Annotated in this window: 16 protein-coding genes and 1 riboswitch; of the genes, 4 read left to right on the top strand and 12 right to left on the bottom strand. The window is 48.2% G+C overall.

Annotated features, from left to right (window positions below; translation table 11 throughout):
* Nucleotides 1-162: 162 nt before the first annotated feature.
* Nucleotides 163-386: riboswitch (cobalamin riboswitch) on the bottom strand.
* Between the two features lie 193 nt (nucleotides 387-579).
* From ACQ5BJ_RS13920 to cobD, 4 genes are read right to left on the bottom strand one after another with little or no spacing between them, the layout of a single operon-like run.
* Nucleotides 580-1461, bottom strand: a complete 882-nt coding sequence (locus tag ACQ5BJ_RS13920; protein ID WP_268621544.1) for a histidine phosphatase family protein — start codon at nucleotides 1459-1461, stop codon at nucleotides 580-582.
* 31 nt (nucleotides 1462-1492) lie between these two features.
* A complete protein-coding gene (cbiB, locus tag ACQ5BJ_RS13915) occupies nucleotides 1493-2458 on the bottom strand; it encodes an adenosylcobinamide-phosphate synthase CbiB (RefSeq protein ID WP_005549007.1) in 966 nt (321 codons plus the stop codon).
* A 39-nt stretch (nucleotides 2459-2497) separates the two neighbouring features.
* Nucleotides 2498-3217, bottom strand: a complete 720-nt coding sequence (locus ACQ5BJ_RS13910) for an adenosylcobinamide amidohydrolase (protein ID WP_430110497.1) — start codon at nucleotides 3215-3217, stop codon at nucleotides 2498-2500.
* A gap of 27 nt (nucleotides 3218-3244) precedes the next feature.
* Complete coding sequence (gene cobD / locus ACQ5BJ_RS13905; RefSeq protein ID WP_430110499.1) at nucleotides 3245-4339, bottom strand: threonine-phosphate decarboxylase CobD; 1095 nt, start codon at nucleotides 4337-4339, stop codon at nucleotides 3245-3247.
* A 352-nt stretch (nucleotides 4340-4691) separates the two neighbouring features.
* Between cobD and ACQ5BJ_RS13900 the strand changes: the two genes are divergently transcribed.
* Entirely contained in the window at nucleotides 4692-5150 is a 459-nt protein-coding gene (locus ACQ5BJ_RS13900; RefSeq protein ID WP_005549011.1) for a hypothetical protein, read from the top strand.
* Nucleotides 5151-5281: 131 nt separating this feature from the next.
* Here ACQ5BJ_RS13900 and ACQ5BJ_RS13895 read toward each other — a convergent pair whose 3' ends face one another.
* Nucleotides 5282-5842 (bottom strand): nitroreductase family protein, encoded by a 561-nt coding sequence (locus ACQ5BJ_RS13895; RefSeq protein WP_005549012.1) that lies wholly within the window; start codon nucleotides 5840-5842, stop codon nucleotides 5282-5284.
* A gap of 169 nt (nucleotides 5843-6011) precedes the next feature.
* Here ACQ5BJ_RS13895 and ACQ5BJ_RS13890 point away from each other — a divergent pair, with 169 nt between their 5' ends.
* Nucleotides 6012-7016: a lipoate--protein ligase gene (locus tag ACQ5BJ_RS13890; RefSeq protein ID WP_005549013.1), complete on the top strand. Its 1005-nt coding sequence runs from the start codon at nucleotides 6012-6014 to the stop codon at nucleotides 7014-7016.
* Nucleotides 7017-7144: 128 nt separating this feature from the next.
* Here the strand turns inward: ACQ5BJ_RS13890 and ACQ5BJ_RS13885 are convergent, their stop codons facing one another.
* The 6 genes from ACQ5BJ_RS13885 to ACQ5BJ_RS13860 form a co-directional block, all read right to left on the bottom strand.
* Entirely contained in the window at nucleotides 7145-8002 is an 858-nt protein-coding gene (locus tag ACQ5BJ_RS13885) for a MurR/RpiR family transcriptional regulator (protein WP_289356303.1), read from the bottom strand.
* A 428-nt stretch (nucleotides 8003-8430) separates the two neighbouring features.
* Nucleotides 8431-9312 (bottom strand): carbohydrate ABC transporter permease, encoded by an 882-nt coding sequence (locus ACQ5BJ_RS13880; protein WP_289356304.1) that lies wholly within the window; start codon nucleotides 9310-9312, stop codon nucleotides 8431-8433.
* A complete protein-coding gene (locus ACQ5BJ_RS13875; RefSeq protein WP_005549018.1) occupies nucleotides 9312-10235 on the bottom strand; it encodes a carbohydrate ABC transporter permease in 924 nt (307 codons plus the stop codon). Before ACQ5BJ_RS13875 ends, ACQ5BJ_RS13880 begins: the two co-directional genes overlap by 1 nt.
* 112 nt (nucleotides 10236-10347) lie before the next feature.
* Nucleotides 10348-11673 (bottom strand): ABC transporter substrate-binding protein, encoded by a 1326-nt coding sequence (locus tag ACQ5BJ_RS13870; protein ID WP_367668499.1) that lies wholly within the window; start codon nucleotides 11671-11673, stop codon nucleotides 10348-10350.
* Between the two features lie 367 nt (nucleotides 11674-12040).
* Nucleotides 12041-13096, bottom strand: coding sequence for an ROK family protein (locus tag ACQ5BJ_RS13865; protein WP_430110505.1), 1056 nt, complete (start codon nucleotides 13094-13096; stop codon nucleotides 12041-12043).
* On the bottom strand, nucleotides 13093-13899 hold the full coding sequence (locus ACQ5BJ_RS13860; protein ID WP_268599798.1) for an N-acetylmannosamine-6-phosphate 2-epimerase: 807 nt from the start codon (nucleotides 13897-13899) through the stop codon (nucleotides 13093-13095). The genes ACQ5BJ_RS13865 and ACQ5BJ_RS13860 overlap by 4 nt, the downstream gene beginning before the upstream one ends.
* A 195-nt stretch (nucleotides 13900-14094) precedes the next feature.
* Here ACQ5BJ_RS13860 and ACQ5BJ_RS13855 point away from each other — a divergent pair, with 195 nt between their 5' ends.
* Both ACQ5BJ_RS13855 and ACQ5BJ_RS13850 read left to right on the top strand, forming a co-directional pair.
* Complete coding sequence (locus tag ACQ5BJ_RS13855; RefSeq protein WP_040736161.1) at nucleotides 14095-14994, top strand: DMT family transporter; 900 nt, start codon at nucleotides 14095-14097, stop codon at nucleotides 14992-14994.
* Nucleotides 14995-15103: 109 nt separating this feature from the next.
* Entirely contained in the window at nucleotides 15104-15913 is an 810-nt protein-coding gene (locus ACQ5BJ_RS13850) for a Cof-type HAD-IIB family hydrolase (RefSeq protein WP_005549023.1), read from the top strand.
* Between the two features lie 71 nt (nucleotides 15914-15984).
* On the opposite strand, the gene ACQ5BJ_RS13845 is transcribed toward ACQ5BJ_RS13850, so the two are convergent.
* On the bottom strand, nucleotides 15985-16869 hold the full coding sequence (locus ACQ5BJ_RS13845; protein ID WP_268621525.1) for an MBL fold metallo-hydrolase: 885 nt from the start codon (nucleotides 16867-16869) through the stop codon (nucleotides 15985-15987).
* Nucleotides 16870-17041 lie beyond the last annotated feature (172 nt).

The following is a 17041-nucleotide window of genomic DNA, read 5'->3' as shown; positions in this document are numbered from 1 at the left end:
ATGCTTGCTTATACAGCAAAAAACCCCCGATCCTTCGATCCAGGGGAACACATTGTCATCTATCGCAATATCCAGCAGACACCTAGATACAGGGGCCAGCAGCTAAGCTGCCATGTTGCCTGATGCATTACGCCAATGACGTGCTCCTCTCCGCGAAGGATACAACTCGTCTATCTTCAGGCAGGTTTCCTGACTTAGGAGAATACGTTGAGCTCGCCTTCCCATCCTTATCAGCGGATACCATACCTGCTGATCAATTAGACAGTGGCCTAATGAGCACAACACTCCATTCACAGTGGCGGGACCGCGCCGGGTTCACACCGGCTTCCCTTTTAACCCTGGGTACAAATATCACACATCCCGGCATTTCAACCCATACAGCCCCATTGCTGTACAATAACATTCATGGATCAATCCCGTTATGATTCCCCAAGGACCTGAAGTATCGCGAATATTCAACATCGAATAATTTCGTTATCTAAGTCCTAAACTCGATATTAGATTATAGGGGAAAAGCCCACCACTTGCAATAGAATACATCATTGCTGCGATGATATTAGCCTGTTAGCGCATGCTTCCTCATTTGCTTGGCAGACGTTCCGCTCGCAAGAACTTCCATTTGCGCGCACATTGCTTCGCTGTAATCATGATCCCGCCGCCGATTGGCGCTGCCGCTTCCCAAAATGATTTTCGTGGAAAAGCCAGCGTATATAATCGACGTACGACGCCTCCGTGTGTAACAATGACAACATCCGGCCGCGGGGCAAGTCCGCTGCCATATGTTTGCCGCATCCGGCTCGGCTTGCACCGCATCACCCGCCCACGGGGAAGCGGGGAAGAATGATGCGGCCGACGACGGGCAGCGCATTCCTGACGCTCCGCGTGTATGCCGCAGCTGCTGCCGAAGGATTCGCGCGCGTTCCGCAGCACTTCCCACCATACATGCGCGGTGCGCGTGCAGAAGGACTGCCATGGCTCCCCGCGCGGCGGCTGGACGGCTGAAGAATCGTCCAGCCATCTGCGATACTGAGGATCCTCCTTCAAATCATTGTAGGTCAAGCCTTCCCACATGCCGAAGTCATACTCTCGCAATCTTGTATCCTCTACAGCTTGCCTGCTGTCGCGCGGACGCAAATAAGCAAGCGTATCGCGGCAGCGCCGCATATCGCTCGTATATAGAAGCGGTGACGGATGTGCCACTGCGCGGCGAAGCCCTCTCAGTTCTTCAGTGGAATCCGGCAGCAGCGGCACATCTGAATAGCTAATGTAGCGCCGCTCTGTATTCTCTTTCGTCAAGCCGTGGCGTACAAGCGCGAAGCGTACAATCTTGCTGTTCGTTTGACTCTTTTTTCGTAATATATGCCTTGTCATATTGACTCGTTTCCTATTGGTTTTCAATGCTCCTAAACGACGCTTGTTCCGATGAATAGGGGGAGCATTCCATTTAGTTGTCCGTCTCATTCCATTTCGTACTCCTTCATTCACCAATCGTCTACAGAAGCCATCCTCCGCATATATAGAGGAGCAGACTTGCAACAATCACAAAGCATGTGGAGCTGCTTAGTAGCAGCCTGCATACCGCAGGTATATGCTCTGCCTGCAAGGGCTGCTGTGTATCCCCCATATATGCGCGGAATGAACGTATTCCTTTATACACATTATATCCACCAAGCCGGATGCCAAGTGCTCCCGCCGCGGATGCTTCCGCCCAGCCACTGTTCGGGCTCGGATGCTTTCTCGCATCTCGCAGCGCCGTTGAGCAAGCTCTGCGAGCATCATAGCGATGCAGCAAGGCACTTACCGTGACAAAGACTGCTGTCATTCTCGCCGGTATCCAGTTGGCAATATCGTCAAGGCGAGCAGACGCCCAGCCTAAATTCCCATACTTCTCATTCTTATAGCCGACCATGGAATCGAGCGTATTAACCGCACGATACGCCATTGCCAGCGGTGCGCCTCCGATAAGCGCGAAGAACAACGGCGATATCACCGCATCCACAATATTCTCCGCTACGGTCTCCACGGTGGCGCGTACGACCTCCGGTTCATCCAATTGCTCTGTATCGCGGCCGACAATCATGCCGACTTCTCGACGAGCACTCTCTAAATCCTGCTCTTTCAGCCTCCGATACACAGCCATCCCTGCATCCTTCAGTCCTTTTGCCGCAATTGTTGTTCCAATCAACAATGCTTCGGCTGCCCATCCGATATAATCATGAACATGGTACATCCCTTTTAGAACAAGCCAGGTCACTCCATACGTGCCGCCAACTACAACAAACGGCAGCAAAATTCCAAGCGGCTTGAGCGCTCTCTCAGAAGGGCTGATCCGGCGTATGAATCGCTCTACGGCTCTAATCCCTTTCCCTATACCAATGACCGGGTGTGGAATCGCCTGCGGGTCGCCAACAATCCGATCCCATATGTATGCTGCTATTATGATAAGCGCTGCTGTCATGTTTCTCCCACCCTAGTAGGTTGTTCCGCTCGTTAGCGGTTACGCTTCATGCTGAGTCTTCACGGATTCATATACAGTGTTATAAACGAGCTGCCCAACTGCATGTCCCAATGTTGTCGCTGTTCCCGCATAATTGTGCACGGGTTCATACCGACCGCTGTCTATTACTGCAAGTGCAATCGCATCCGTAGTCGTTCCTGTGGCAACGCGTCCCGTTTCAGCGTCTATGATGCCAAGATCAGACAGCGCTGCACATTTGGCCTCTGTAGCCGTCATGAATAGATTCAATATCGCCGCATTGGACAGCTTCCCATCCAATACAAGAATTGAATTGATCGTGCCTGGCTTCAACGATTCATAGGCTGAAAATACACGCCGCGGCATGCCTGAACGTGCCGCATTGGATGTCCCCGCCGTTGTGATGCACAGCAGCGAGCATTCATCCGCTTCCTGCTCGACAACAGAGGCATGACTAACTTTTGCAGCCGTCAAGAGCCCCACCGTCTGTTCCGGTACATAGCCACTTTCCATACACGAAAGCCGCAGATATTCTGCTGGATCAGTGCAGTCGAATTGATAATGAACCATTTGGTTCAAAATGCGATTCCCCATCCATTGTCCGCCATGGTATACAGCACTGCTCCATATTGGTACAGTTTGCGGCAGCTCAACAACGACTTGAGCATCCTCCCAGTGAATATGTACTCCTGCGATATACTGAGATAGATAGGAGCGTTTCCCCTCTCGATATGGCTGCATCCCGCTTCCCCTCAATTCTGTGTTTGTTTACTGTAACACAGCTGCAAGTGCTGACGCTACAATTCCGTTCGCTCGTCGATCCTTGACTGCGATTCGGAAGTCTCTCTCCGTGAGCCCAGCATACATATCACAATTGCGTATCAGAATACCTGCGCGGCATAATTCTGCCTGAAGCAACTTCGCCGTCCACCCCTCCGGAGCTCGGCACAATAAAAAATTCGCCACGCTTGGCCACGTCCGTATCCCTAGTGCATGCAGTTGCTTGCGCAAAACAGCTCGCTCTTCAGCAATGAGCGCCCGCGTCGCATTCGCATATGCTTCCGCTTGCTCGTCCGACAATAAGGCTTCGCCAGCCGCGAGAGCCAAGCCATTGACACTCCATGCCACTTGCATGCGCAGCATCACCTCAATATGCTGCGGCTGGGCAATCGCATATCCAAGGCGCAGTCCGGGAATGGCGTAAAACTTCGTTAATGAACGAACAACAATAAGATTTGGGCAGCGATATACGATTGGAACAAGAGACATTTCTTCTTCATTCGCAAAGTCAATAAAGGCTTCATCGATAACAAGAATCGTTGAAGCCGCCTCTGCTAACACTGCAAGTCTTTCCAGCAATGCGCGCTCGTACAAGGCACCATTCGGATTGTTTGGATGTCCAATAAACACCACATCAGTTTTCGAAATAAGCTCAGACAGTTGTGCTTCAGTCGCGCAGAAGTCGTTATCTTCGCTGCCCACTACATGGATTACTTCAGACCCGAACTTGCGTGACAGCGTCTCATATTCAGAGAAGCAAGGCGCAATGACGCCAACCCGTTGGGGACGAATTGCCAACAGCAGCAGGGCCATGCACTCTGCAGCTCCGTTTCCGATGCTAATATAATCCTCGCCTACTCCCAGTTTCGCAGCTAATGCTTTCTTCATCTTCCGGTGCCCAGGATCCGGATAATGAATAATAGAAGCCATCATCTCATTCCTGAGGCGCTCCATAACGGCCGTCGGCGGCCCAAGCGGGTTAATATTGGCACTGAAATCCAGCAGCGCTTTACTGTCTACTCCAAATGCATCCGCGGCTGTCCATACATCCCCGCCATGTCCGAATCGTTCAACTGTGCTCATTGCTGTCTTCCTCCCAAGGATGTCCAGTAAATTTGTCCAATGGTTGAATAAATTCTATGTACAGCTCCACCCAGACGGAGCTCGACCAGTTTGCAATAATCATTTCTACTCGTCCATTATGCGGAAGACAGCATTGTTCGTCAAACGAATTTTCCTAGTATGTTGGAGAGTCTTATTCATGTTAAGCAGGCATTGCAGCGCGATTATGAAGGAATTGCTAATGAATTATTATGAAATTCCAAAAAACATTGGTCAAACGGACACTGTAACACTTCTGTTAATTGCTGTATAATCTTGTTGCAACACACATCTTTACGTAGATGTGATATGTCATAGACGAGGAGGGATGATTATGTCGGTGCATCACAAGACATCATGGGCTAATCTCGGCGCCGCCATCATTGTTTCCATCTATTACGCTGCGATTCTGTTTCGACTCAAGGGAGACATTGGATTATACAGTATTGAAATGATGGCCCTTGCACGCAATGTGTTTGGAATTACTGTCGTTATTCAAGTCGTTATGCACTTTATTAACTTTATGTCCAAGGATGAGACTGAGGACAAGGAATTGGCTCGCTCTGTGTCTATGCAGGCTAATCAGTTCAGCCTACTTTTTCTCGTCCTCGCTGTAGCTTGCTGTGCGGCCTATTTAATTTATGTATCGGATACACGCACCCTGTTGCTTTCTCCGCTCGTCTGCGCTCATTTACTCGTATGTGTGCTGCTGGCTGCGTGGATTATCAAGCACACCTTGGAATTAATGATGTACCGTCGTTATTTGGAGGCAGATCCGTTAGATCGCCCTTAATCATGTAACCGTTTACTTCACGAATATCTATCATTTTGGATACAAAATAATAAAGAGTGTCCACAGCAGCTTTTCCTGCGGGACACTCCTTAATTTGGCCAGCACCGTCAGTTGATACAGGCCAGCCTTGCTTATTTATCAACTACTGTAAAGAGCTGCTCTGCACTCGTACGCGGGCGAGCCTTCGGCGCATTATCGAAATAACCGATACGGATTACCCCTACAATTTTCTCGCCCGGCTGAACACCTACCATTTCACGATACTGCTTGTTATAAATGTAATCGCCTGTATGCCACAGCATGCCGAGCCCATGTTCCCAGCCTAACAGTTGGAAATTCTGAATCAAAGCGCTAACCGCTTCCAAATCCTCCTGCCAAATATTCGGACGGGGATCTTCCGGCATAACGACATGCAAGTAAGCAGGGACATGTGTCAAGTGATCCATAAACTTCTGGCGCTGCTCTGGAGTTGCGTCTTTCAGCTTGGTCTTTTCCAAAATGGCAAGAAGCCCTTTCACAACGCGTTCCTTGCCTTCTCCTTCTACATATATGAAGCGCCATGGCTCACGCAGTCCGTGATTCGGCGCCCACACGGCATCATTCAGCAGTTGCAGCACCAAGCTGCGATCAACTGGCCTATCGTTAAATTCATGAATACTTCTACGTTCCCGAATGATTGAAGCAATCGACATTAGGACGTTCCTCCTCGTATAGGTCTGCATTGTAACCGTCTTAGTTACTTCTCATCATACCATCTGTGATAACGATTATCAATATCAAATCTGTTTTGTATTTCGATTCAAATCGTATACAATAGAAATATGTACATAACAGCCTCAACATGAAGGAGTCGGACAAGCAATGAAATTTATTGATAATCAAGGCATAACAGACCCTCGCATCAATCTTGCGATAGAAGAATTCGTATTGAAGCATCTGCCGCTTGAGGAAGACAGCTATCTTCTTTTTTATATCAACGAACCCTCTATCATCATCGGCAAAAACCAAAATACAATTGAAGAAATCAATGCCGAATATGTGAAGGACAACAACATACACGTCGTTCGCCGCCTATCTGGAGGCGGGGCCGTCTATCATGATACAGGCAATCTGAACTTCAGTTTCATTACTAAGGACGACGGGCAATCGTTTCACAACTTCCGCAAGTTCACCCAGCCCGTAATCGATACCCTGCATTCGCTTGGCGTTGATGCTGAACTGACTGGTCGAAATGATATTCAAGTCGGAGAACGCAAAATTTCTGGTAACGCCCAGTTCGCTACGCGCGGACGGATGTTCAGCCATGGAACGCTGCTGTACAACTCTGAGATGGAGCATGTCGCATCAGCCTTGAAGGTACGCCAGATTAAAATTGAATCCAAAGGCACAAAGTCTGTGCGCTCACGTGTTGCCAACATTGTGGAGTACATGAAGGAGCCAATGACAATCGAGGAGTTCAAGGCCACTATTCTGCGCCACATCTTCGGAATGGAAGCGGATCAAGTACCGCAGTATGTGTTGACTGAGCAGGATTGGGAGGTCATTCACCGCATCTCCGAAGAACGCTACCAGAACTGGGACTGGAACTACGGCTCTTCCCCGAAATTCAATGTAGAGCATTCGAAGAAGTTCCCTGCCGGCATCGTCGATGTGCGCTTGGATGTAGCAGATGGCGTTATCCAATCGATGAAAATTTACGGTGACTTCTTCGGCATCGGTGAAGTAAGCGACATCGAGGAGCAGCTTCAAGGCGTTCGCTATGAGGAGCAGGCCATTTACGAGGCGATTGGAGATATGGATATCAATCATTACCTCGGTAACATTAGCAAGGATGACTTTATCGGACTGCTCATGCTGCAAAAATAGGTGCTAAAAAATATAGAATCATACAAAGAGGCGTTCTCCTTGGAAGAGAACGCCTCTTTCTCATGTAACAAAACATACCGGCTATCGATCCGACAGATCCACAGTATGTCCTATCACCGTTATTCTACTTAGTATAGCTTGTCCAATACTGATTTTGCCGTTTGCTGAATTGCCTTGTAGGCCTTCTCTTTCTCTTGAAGGGCAACCGCCGTAGACAGAATATCCAGCACATGGATTTGAGCAATCTTCGAGGAGAAGGCTCCGCCCTCTAACGGTGTTTCCTTGGACTTGATCAATAAAATAGAGTCTGCATATTTCGTAATTGGCGACTTCGCATGGCTCGTTAAACAGATGAAAAACACCCCATTGTCTTTCGCTAACCGGATCGTGTCTACCAAGTCCTTCGTACTGCCCGATGTCGATATGCCGAATACAACATCCTGTTCCGACATCAGTACAGCATTCATCGCCATCACGTGCGGATCTGTAATCGCTTCTCCCGTGTAGCCCAGCCGCATAAATCGATACTGCGCATCCATCGCTGTCATCGCTGAGGAGCCTACGCCCATGAAGAACAAGCGCTTCGCCTTAACAATGGCCTCGACAGCCTTATTCAGCTCTTCCATATTCAGCAGGGACAACGTGTGCTCCAGTGATGCGACATTCTCCATTGTCATTTTTTTCGCAACAATAGACAAATCATCGCTCTCTTCAATTTCGCTATTCTCATGCTTCAATGGCGATACCAGATCCTTGGCTAAGGACAGCTTGAAATCCTGGTAGCTCTTAAAACCGAGATTGCGGCAAAATCGCAGCACGGAAGTCTCGCCTGCACTTGCTCTCTCTGCCAAATCCGTAACTGTCGCATAGAGTACCGAATCCGCATTTTTCAACACATAATCGGCTATTTTCTTCTCTGTCTTCGTAAGTGACGGATACAGGCTCTTAATAAGCAGAAGAGTATTCGTATGTTCACCAGCGACCATCTGTGACTCCTCCAGTCTCGTTATGTCATTCAATCGGCGTCATCACAGCAAGGATGAAGCCTCTCTAGCGCGGCCACCTGCTAGATTGCATGCCCTGCAAATCCCAGTTCACCTATACATCAATCATCAACGATTCAATGCCTTCCATAATATGAACCCAGTCTTCACGCTGGTGCAGTAATCCGCTTATTTTTCCCCGCTATCTGGTATATACCTAGCCTTATCATCTAATGGAATGAATAAAAAATCAATATTTTATCGCAAAATCATGAAAGCGCTTCTATAATTATACAATCAAATTTCCTTTTCTCTATCAGCACATACACTTTCAACCAATTTGCGATAGAAAAACGACCAACATAAAGGCGGCAAATAGACAGTTCGTTAACTGCTATTGCCGCCTATTGAGCTAAATATATCGTGATAAATCACTTAAATCCTGTCAAAGCGATACCTTCAATAAATTGCTTCTGCACGAAGAAGTATAGGACTACGATCGGTACCGTAAAGAGTGTGGATGCAGCCATCAGCTGCTCCCAAGCCACCTTAGTTTCTCCGATGTACCCTTTTAGACCAATAGACAGGGTCCAATTTTCCGGACTGTTCAAATAGATGAGCGGCCCCATAAAATCCCCCCATGAAGCGAGGAAGGTAAGCAAGCCGATCGTCATCACCGCTGGACGCGCCAATGGAAGAATGATTTGCGAGTAAATTCGGAATTCAGACGCACCATCAATCTTCGCTGACTCGGACAGCTCATAAGGCAGGTTCATAAAGAACTGGCGTACCATGAAGACGTTCGTTGCCATCCCGAACCACGCCCCAAGCCAGAGCGGCCAGAAGGAATCGAGCAAGCCTAGATTGTTGTACAATACGTATAATGGAATCAGCGTAACTTGATACGGAAGCATTAAGGTTGCCAGCATGAAATAGAACAACGTATTGCGCCCCTTAAACTGAATGCGCGAGAATCCGTATGCTACGAGCGGACAAATCAATACGACCCCAATTACACTGACGCCAGCGACCAGAACCGTATTCCATAAATAGCGGAAGAATGGAATCATATTGACAGCTTCTACATAGTTGCTCCACTGAAAATGCTCCGGGATCCAAACAATTGGAATCGCGAAAATCTCTTCCTGCGTCTTCAGTGACGTAAGTACGGTCCATACGAATGGCAATAAAAACAGCAGACCAACAACACCAAGAATCAAATGCGGAATCCACGTTTCTCGAATAGAGCGCTTGATAGAACGCCGACGCTTCGCCTGACTCATGGGGGTAACCGATGTATTTACGCTGCTCATCAACGTTCACCTCCGTAATAAACCCAGCGAGCTGATGACCGGAAGACAATAACCGTAAGCACCATAACGATAATGAACAAGATCCACGCCATAGCGGATGCATAGCCCATCTTCAAGAATGAGAAGGCATTTTGATAGAGATAGATGGCATAGAACAAAATAGAGTTCTCAGGTCCGCCAATCGATTGCGCCTGTTCCGCGAATATCATACCCTGCGCGAAATATTGGAATGACCCAATGAGACCCGTTACGACGAGGAACAGGTTCATTGGCGAAATCGCAGGGAACGTAATGTTCCAGAACCGCTTCCATGCATTCGCTCCGTCAATCGAAGCAGCTTCATAATATTCCTTCGGCACATCCTGCAATGCCGCCAAGTACATGACCGTGGTTGTTCCGGTTCCCCAAAAGCCCATAATAATAAGGGAAATCTTCGTCCACTTCGGATCATAAATCCAGTTCGGTTCCGGCAATCCAAGCGCACCGAGCATTTGGTTCACGATACCGTACTGCGCATTGAGCAGCCACATCCAGAGCAAGGAAGCAGCTACGATCGGTACCAGTGTAGGCAAGAAATAGACGGTACGATAGAAGGACTTCCCCTTTACCTTCATGTTCAACAGCAGCGCAATGCCAAGCGCGTATGCCAGCTGCGGAAACAAGCCAAAGATCGTCATAAACAGGGTGTTATACATCGACAAGTAGAACTTATCATCATGGAACAATTCCTTAAAGTTATCCAATCCCACCCATTGCGGGGCAGAAAACAAATTGTATTCTGTAAAGCTGTAATATAATGAAGTAATGATCGGGTATAATTGGAACCCAATAAAGCCAATAATCCATGGGCTAATAAAGGCCAGTCCGATCAACAGGTTTTTGCGCTCGCGTCTGCGTATGCCAGCATTGGTCGTGCTCTCCATATAAACTCCCTCCAATCGATCGGGGTAAAAAGACGGCCTCCCATAGTGGGCAGGCCGTCCGTTGTCATTCTCTCTCTTTCGGTTACATTAACGGTTACAGCCACACATGATGTTATTTTTTCTGTGCTTTATCGGCTAATGGCTGAATCTTCTTCACAACATTATCCATTGCCTCTTGTGCGGTTTGCTGTCCTTTAAGCGCCTTTTCTGTTTCTTCAGTCAACGACTGCAAATATGCATCGATATAAATCGTGTTCGGGAAACCCTTCAGGTTCTCGCTCTTCGCACTTTCAAAGAATTCTTGGTTGACTGCAAGCTTTGGATCATTTTTGATCTTCTCGTTGTCCAACACGCTCAACACAGATGGAATCGAGCCATTGACCAACGTCATTTCAATTTGTGCTTCATCACTGAGCATGAACTGCAAGAACTTCCAGGCAGCGTCCTTATTTTTTGCTTTTGTCGGAATGTACATTGCTACAGGGCTGACCATCCCCGCGTTCTTCAGCTCAGGCTTATCCTTTGGATATGGGAATGGAGCTACACCAATTTTGCCTTCGCTGCGCTCTGTTACATACCAGTTATCCCAACCGATAATCATGCCGAGCTTGCCTGTTACGATCGGGTCTTGCGGGGTAAGCAGTCCGCCCATGCCCGATTTAATTTTGTCGATGCCATCATTGCCAAATTCTCTGTAATAGGACATTTGATAATCAATCGCATCTACGTTTGCTTTTTGATTCGCTGTCAGCTTACCGTTGCCGTCATCCCAGCTTCCGCCGAAGATCGTAGGCCAGAATACGCTGTCAATCCAAGGATAGTCAGGAATGAATCCGATTTGTGTATAGCTGCCGCTGCTATCTTTTTTCGTAAGCTTCTTCGCCACTTCGAACATGTCTTCCAAGGTTTCAGGAGGGGCCGTAATGCCTGCGTCCTCGAACATCTTCTTGTTGTAAAACAGCTTGTTTGCCATTGCCAAGCGAATTGGCATGCCGTATGCCTTGCCATTAACCTTCATCCGCTCGAATGCCGCAGGGATCAATCTGGTCATATCGAATTTATCCTTCTGGATAAATTCATCAAGCGACATGATGGCTCCAGCTTCTGACCAAGGACCAATGAAGTTCCATTGTGTTTGCAAAATATCAGGCGGGTTGCCGCCGGAGATAGCTGTCAATTGCTTCAAATGATCTTGACCGCCAAGCGCCTTGACTACAACTTCTTTTTGGCCGGCGTTGAATTTTTCGACCATTTTGTCTAGGTACTCGCCGTCTTTTCCTTTTACGCCATACCAGAATGTAATCTCCGTAGGCTTGCCATCACTTCCGTAAGAGGATCCTCCTTCACTGGAGCCTTTCCCTGAGCAAGCGCTCAAAAATAAAGTGAAGACCATGAAACAAGCTAGCAATAGCATCGTCGTTCGTTTCATTTTTGCCATCTGAACCACCCTTTTCATGTTGTTGTAGCTTTATGGTGAACAGAGTCCGATACGCGTTAGGAACTCTTTGTCACAAGTAAACGTTTTCAAAAAGATCTCAAAACGAAACTCACCTTGCCGTTCAGATCGCGATACGTATACGGTTACAATTCTAGGGTAAGAAATCTAAGATGGGTAACAGTCTAAACTAGAAACGTTGGAGCAGCATTTCGAACTTACATGAAAGGACTGACAAGTTGAGGTACAAATCACCATAGAAATAGATAGTATCTTATTTATTTCGGTGAAATAATCCATTTGAAACAATATGTATGAATATCACATCCAAATTATATACTGCCTTTTTGGATTTTTCAACCACAAAATTCTAATTCGTTTGAACTTTTTGTTCAAAAGCAAGAAGTTGTTCGGAGCTACGCCGCTCCTGCAGCTCTGTATAAATACAATGGGCCGCCCCAACGACTCCTGCATGCTCACCCATTTCAGCGGCATGGAGCTCTACTCCATTTCCCCAATAAGCCGGCATGCACATCTTGCGCATCTCTGCTTTGATCGCTTCAAGCATCCATGTCCCTTGACCCGTAATTGCTCCCCCCAAAACAAATTGCCGACAATTAAGCACATGCTGCAGCGCCACCAGTCCCACTGCAATATTGTGGATATATTGAGTAATAACCTCATTTGCTGCTTGATTGCCGCTGCAAGCTGCTGCGAACCAGTCCTTCGGGTTCTCCTCACATGGAGGCAGGAGCGACATCGAAGCGGGATTGACTTCCGCCGCTTGAATCTTCTCCTTGATCATGCGCTTCAAGGCGTTGACGGAAGCATATTGCTCCCAGCAGCCGCGCAATCCACACGTACAGGGTTCTCCATCCATTTGCACAATAAAATGGCCAAACCCGCCTGCATGCCCATCGGCCCCCCCATAGAGAGCACCCTGCTCAATAATTGCACCGCCAATACCTGTACCAAGCGCTACGCATACGAATTGCTTCAGGTCTCTGCCTGCCCCCTTCCAGCTCTCCCCTAGAGCGATTGCATGCACATCGTTCACAACACGGACGGGAAGACGAGTCGCTTCACTCAGCCATGATTGAACAGGAGTTCCGCTCCAGCCAGGCAGATTGTCCGTCGCATATGCGACATGCCCATCATGATGGATATAGCCCGCAGAACCAACCCCAATCCCTTCAATCAGCCATTGATTTTCTTCCGCATCTTCCCGATACAGAGCAATAAGCTGCAGCAACTTGTTCAGCAGCTCGTCACGCCCAAGCGCAGCTTCTGTAGGAAGAGTTCGGGAATGGAGCACCTTCCCATGTCTATTCACAATGCCGCTCTTGATATTGGTTCCGCCAATATCAATTGCAATCACAACAGATTCTTTCGTCATTTCCGATTCCGTCAGGGTCATAAGGGTCATGAGGAGCACCCCTCCTTGCCAGCCTCGCTTCCAACGTGCTGCCGATTCATTACGGGAATGACTGAACCTGTCATTGCCGTTTGAGCGGGAACTGTCCCACCTTTAATTTTAGAGACAAATGTGCTGGTTAAGGTATGCGGCCGGGTAATCGCCGTGCCCACTACAACAGCAAATGCCCCATTTCTCAAGGCTTCCTCTGCCTGCTCCGGTGTATGAATACGTCCTTCTGCAATGATCGGCTTCGACACCGTAGAAGCCAGCCGCTTGATCAGCTCCATATCAGGCTCCTTCTGCTGGAGACTGTATGGCGTATAGCCAGAGAGTGTCGTAGATATAAAATCAAAGCCAAGCTCTGCTGCACGTACGCCTTCCTCATAGGTTGAAATGTCAGCCATTAATGGAGTTTCGTATTTCGTCTTGACAGCGTTTACGATGTACTCAAGCGTCTCACCTGATGGCCGTGTCTGCATTGTAGCATCAAGGGCGACCATATCAGCTCCTGCAGCGATCATGACTTCAACATCCGAAAATGTTGGGGTTATATATACGTCAGAGTCAGGATATTCCTTCTTCCAAATCCCAATTACCGGAATACTTACTGCTTCCTTAATTGCTGCCACATCCTGCGGTGAATTGCTCCGGATTCCGGCTGCGCCGCCGTTCACTGCAGCAAGGGCCATACGAACCATCATATCGCTGCCATACAGCGCTTCTCCAGGATACGCCTGACACGATACAATCAAATTCCCCTGTAGTTGTTGAACCAGCCTTTCAACCTTTTTGTTCGTTTCCTCTACCTTCATCGTTTCCAACTCCCATAGGTTAGAAATAATTATCCAATAATTCGACTATATTTCGGATTATTACTCCAAATTTAACATGGAAAATGGAGGATGTAAAGAATTGATAATTGAAAACTCCGCTTTACAGCATGCTCACTTTCTTACATGATAGGAGTAAAACATTCGCATGCCGGAAGGAGTCCTGTCTCATTCATCATGAAACGCACATGGTTGGCTGATGTATGTCTTTTACTCGTCGCACTTATTTGGGGCAGCACCTTTCTAGTTGTACAGCACGCTGTCCACACCTTGCCGCCACTTGCCTTTAATGCAATCCGCTTTATAGGCGCAGGGCTGCTATTTGCTGTCGTACTGCTTGCCAGACGAAGCTTGTTTGTATTTCTGGACAAGCGCTTACTGATCCATGGAAGCATTCTTGGCTTATGGCTATTTTCCGCTTATGCCTTCCAGACCATTGGACTGCTGTATACGACGACGACCAATACGGGATTTCTCACCGGACTGTCGGTAGTGCTCGTTCCGTTCATCACCCTTTGGCTGGCGAAGCAGCGCTTGACCCTGCCTACATGGATCTCCGCCCTGCTTGCACTGTGCGGGCTGTATTTGCTTGCTTTTAACGGCGGGGCTGCTGTATGGAATCAAGGGGATGTGCTCGTATTGCTCTGTGCGGTTGGCTTCGCCATGCATATCGCCTTGACGGGTCGGTTCGCACCGCATCACGATACGCTGCCGCTGGTTACCGTACAGCTCACGATTGTAGGGATTTTATCTGGGGGAAGCTCACTGATTTTTGAGCCGCAGCTGTCAACGGGCATGCTTGGACAAGCACTTTCAGAACCCAAGGTGCTGTTCGCTTTGGCAGTGTCCATCGGGCTGTCCACCGCCTTCGCCTTCTGGGCACAAACGTGGTGCCAGCGTTATACGTCAGCGACACGCGTCGCTATCCTGTTCGCCATGGAGCCCGTTTTCGCAGCTATAACAGGTGTAACCTTTGCGGGAGAAGTGCTTGGAGGGTGGGCCATTGCCGGATGCGGGCTCATTTTTGCAGGAATGATTGTTGCCGAATTGAAATGGGGCGAACATGCTGTACAATAGGAGTATTAGAGAACAATGGGTGTTCACATAGAAGTGAGTGTCGAACCCCCAAATATACCGTGCTTGCATGTGTGCTGGCATACATAGATAGGAGAGAAACTCATAACCCATGTATAAACTTATCGCAATTGATGTAGACGACACGTTGATTAATGATGACAAGCAAGTAACGCCAGGTACGAAGCGTGCCTTGGAGCTGGCCGTTCAGCAAGGTGTTACGGTTACACTCGCAACTGGGCGCATGTATGCTTCTGCCCATAACATTGCTTTACAGACAGGACTGAATGTACCTCTTATTACGTATCAAGGATCTCTTGTAAAGAATGTAATTGACGGCAAAGTGCTGTACGAGCGCGCTGTACCGCGCGATGCTGCACGTAAGCTGCTTCGTTACTGTGACGAGCACGATCTTCATCTGCAATTGTACATTGATGACAAGCTGTATGCTCGCGAGGAAAATCAAAAGCTGATTGACTATGCGAATTTGAGCAGCATTCCTTATTTCATTGAGCCGGACTTCGATCGCCTGCTCGCTTCGCCTTCCACGAAAATGCTCATGATCGACGAGCCCGAGCGTCTGGATCGTGTTGCAGAAGAGCTGAAGGAACTGCTTGGATCAGAGGTTCATATTACGAAATCGAAGCCGCACTTCCTGGAGGTCACCCATCACGAGGGAACGAAAGGCAGCGCATTGCGCCACCTGGCCGAGCACTTCGGCTGTAGCCTGGAGGAGACAATCGGCATCGGGGACTCATGGAATGACCATGATCTTATTGAGACGGCTGGACTTGGCGTTGCAATGGGCAACGCGGTGGACTCGCTCAAAGCAATTGCCGATTATGTTACAGACAGCAATAACGACGAAGGCGTACGCCACGTTATCGAGAAGTTCATTTTGAATCGTGACAGCTCAAACTAATCATTCATAAATAAGCGCCGCTTCCCAGCAGACAAGCTTGTCTGCAGGAAGCGGCGCTTTACCTATATTCGCTATCCCTCCACCTTCATGCCAGTCCTTGCAAGTGTCACGTTAGATGGAAGCGGGTAGCGCGTATGTAGATCGATGTCATGCGACATATGCGTAAATATGGCCCGCTTCGGGCACACATCCTGGAGCAGTTCCATAGCCTCGACCATGTCATATACGGAACGAGTTTCGTAGGCTGCCTGTTCGTGATAAAAGTTCGTACCCAATATAAGCAGATCAAGATCATGGAAATGCCGTCGCTCCTCGTCGCCAAGACCAATTGCATCAGAAGCATATAGCCAGCTATTCAATGAGCCCCTATCATCATGATTTGAGCCTGCATCTGCATATATGCCGCCCTTGTCTCCTTCTGTTTCCATACTCTGATCCTGCTCCTGATTTGCGGCAGCGAGACGGTCGAAGCGGTAGGCATAGGAATAACCGTTTTTTCCATGATTCACACGAATCGGCTGCACCGACCATTCTCGCCATTCCCATGTTTCTTCGATATTTTCGAATTGAATGAACCGTTCAAGCCACGGATACATCGTTCGAATCATCTGATTCACCTCGGCAGGCGCAATGACATGCCCTTGTCGTTCCAGCCAGCGGCATGCATCCGCATATGCAGGGAGTCCGGCAATATGATCCTGATGCGCGTGAGTAATGAGAATATCATCCAGCCAATATAAGCCTGCGCGCTCCATCTGGCCTGTCCAGTCCGGCCCGCAGTCGATGAGTAGCCGCTCCTCTTCTCGTTCTATAAGAATGGAGGAACGGTATCGGCGATTTTTCCCCTCTTCCCTTGCCTCCATACACACGCTGCAATCGCAATACACTCGCGGAACGCCCATGGAATCCCCTGTTCCCCAAAATGATATTGACCAATTGTTTGTCGTACGATTCATGGCTATCTTTCTCCTTCAAGTGCGTATATATTTACAAGAACATTACGTAACCGTTATAAAATCTCCATTGTTCTTCCATCATGTATCAAGTATAATCGGAGTCAATTCCGATGCACTCTTTCTTACATACAGATCTATGATACATGATAACGCAGCTAAGGTCACACTGGCC

The sequence above is a fragment of the Paenibacillus sp. B1-35 genome, assembly GCF_050474385.1.
In the GTDB taxonomy this organism is placed as follows: domain Bacteria; phylum Bacillota; class Bacilli; order Paenibacillales; family Paenibacillaceae; genus Paenibacillus_B; species Paenibacillus_B alvei.
The sequence above is the reverse complement of the archived record's forward strand: the minus strand, read 5'-3'. Positions and strand labels throughout refer to the sequence as shown.

Bases quoted from the DNA above. Each gene is read 5' to 3' on its own strand.
- ACQ5BJ_RS13875 (WP_005549018.1), bottom strand. From the start codon at position 10,235: ATGGAGAGCACGACCAATGCTGGCATACGCAGACGCGAGCGCAAAAAC.
- ACQ5BJ_RS13895 (WP_005549012.1), bottom strand. From the start codon at position 5,842: ATGTCGATTGCTTCAATCATTCGGGAACGTAGAAGTATTCATGAATTT.
- cbiB (WP_005549007.1), bottom strand. From the start codon at position 2,458: ATGACAGCAGCGCTTATCATAATAGCAGCATACATATGGGATCGGATT.
- cobD (WP_430110499.1), bottom strand. From the start codon at position 4,339: ATGAGCACAGTTGAACGATTCGGACATGGCGGGGATGTATGGACAGCC.
- ACQ5BJ_RS13920 (WP_268621544.1), bottom strand. From the start codon at position 1,461: ATGAGACGGACAACTAAATGGAATGCTCCCCCTATTCATCGGAACAAG.
- ACQ5BJ_RS13880 (WP_289356304.1), bottom strand. From the start codon at position 9,312: ATGAGCAGCGTAAATACATCGGTTACCCCCATGAGTCAGGCGAAGCGT.
- ACQ5BJ_RS13860 (WP_268599798.1), bottom strand. From the start codon at position 13,899: ATGAAGGTAGAGGAAACGAACAAAAAGGTTGAAAGGCTGGTTCAACAA.
- ACQ5BJ_RS13855 (WP_040736161.1), top strand. From the start codon at position 14,095: ATGAAACGCACATGGTTGGCTGATGTATGTCTTTTACTCGTCGCACTT.
- ACQ5BJ_RS13900 (WP_005549011.1), top strand. From the start codon at position 4,692: ATGTCGGTGCATCACAAGACATCATGGGCTAATCTCGGCGCCGCCATC.
- ACQ5BJ_RS13890 (WP_005549013.1), top strand. From the start codon at position 6,012: ATGAAATTTATTGATAATCAAGGCATAACAGACCCTCGCATCAATCTT.
- ACQ5BJ_RS13885 (WP_289356303.1), bottom strand. From the start codon at position 8,002: ATGGTCGCTGGTGAACATACGAATACTCTTCTGCTTATTAAGAGCCTG.
- ACQ5BJ_RS13870 (WP_367668499.1), bottom strand. From the start codon at position 11,673: ATGGCAAAAATGAAACGAACGACGATGCTATTGCTAGCTTGTTTCATG.
- ACQ5BJ_RS13850 (WP_005549023.1), top strand. From the start codon at position 15,104: ATGTATAAACTTATCGCAATTGATGTAGACGACACGTTGATTAATGAT.
- ACQ5BJ_RS13865 (WP_430110505.1), bottom strand. From the start codon at position 13,096: ATGACCCTTATGACCCTGACGGAATCGGAAATGACGAAAGAATCTGTT.
- ACQ5BJ_RS13845 (WP_268621525.1), bottom strand. From the start codon at position 16,869: ATGAATCGTACGACAAACAATTGGTCAATATCATTTTGGGGAACAGGG.
- ACQ5BJ_RS13910 (WP_430110497.1), bottom strand. From the start codon at position 3,217: ATGCAGCCATATCGAGAGGGGAAACGCTCCTATCTATCTCAGTATATC.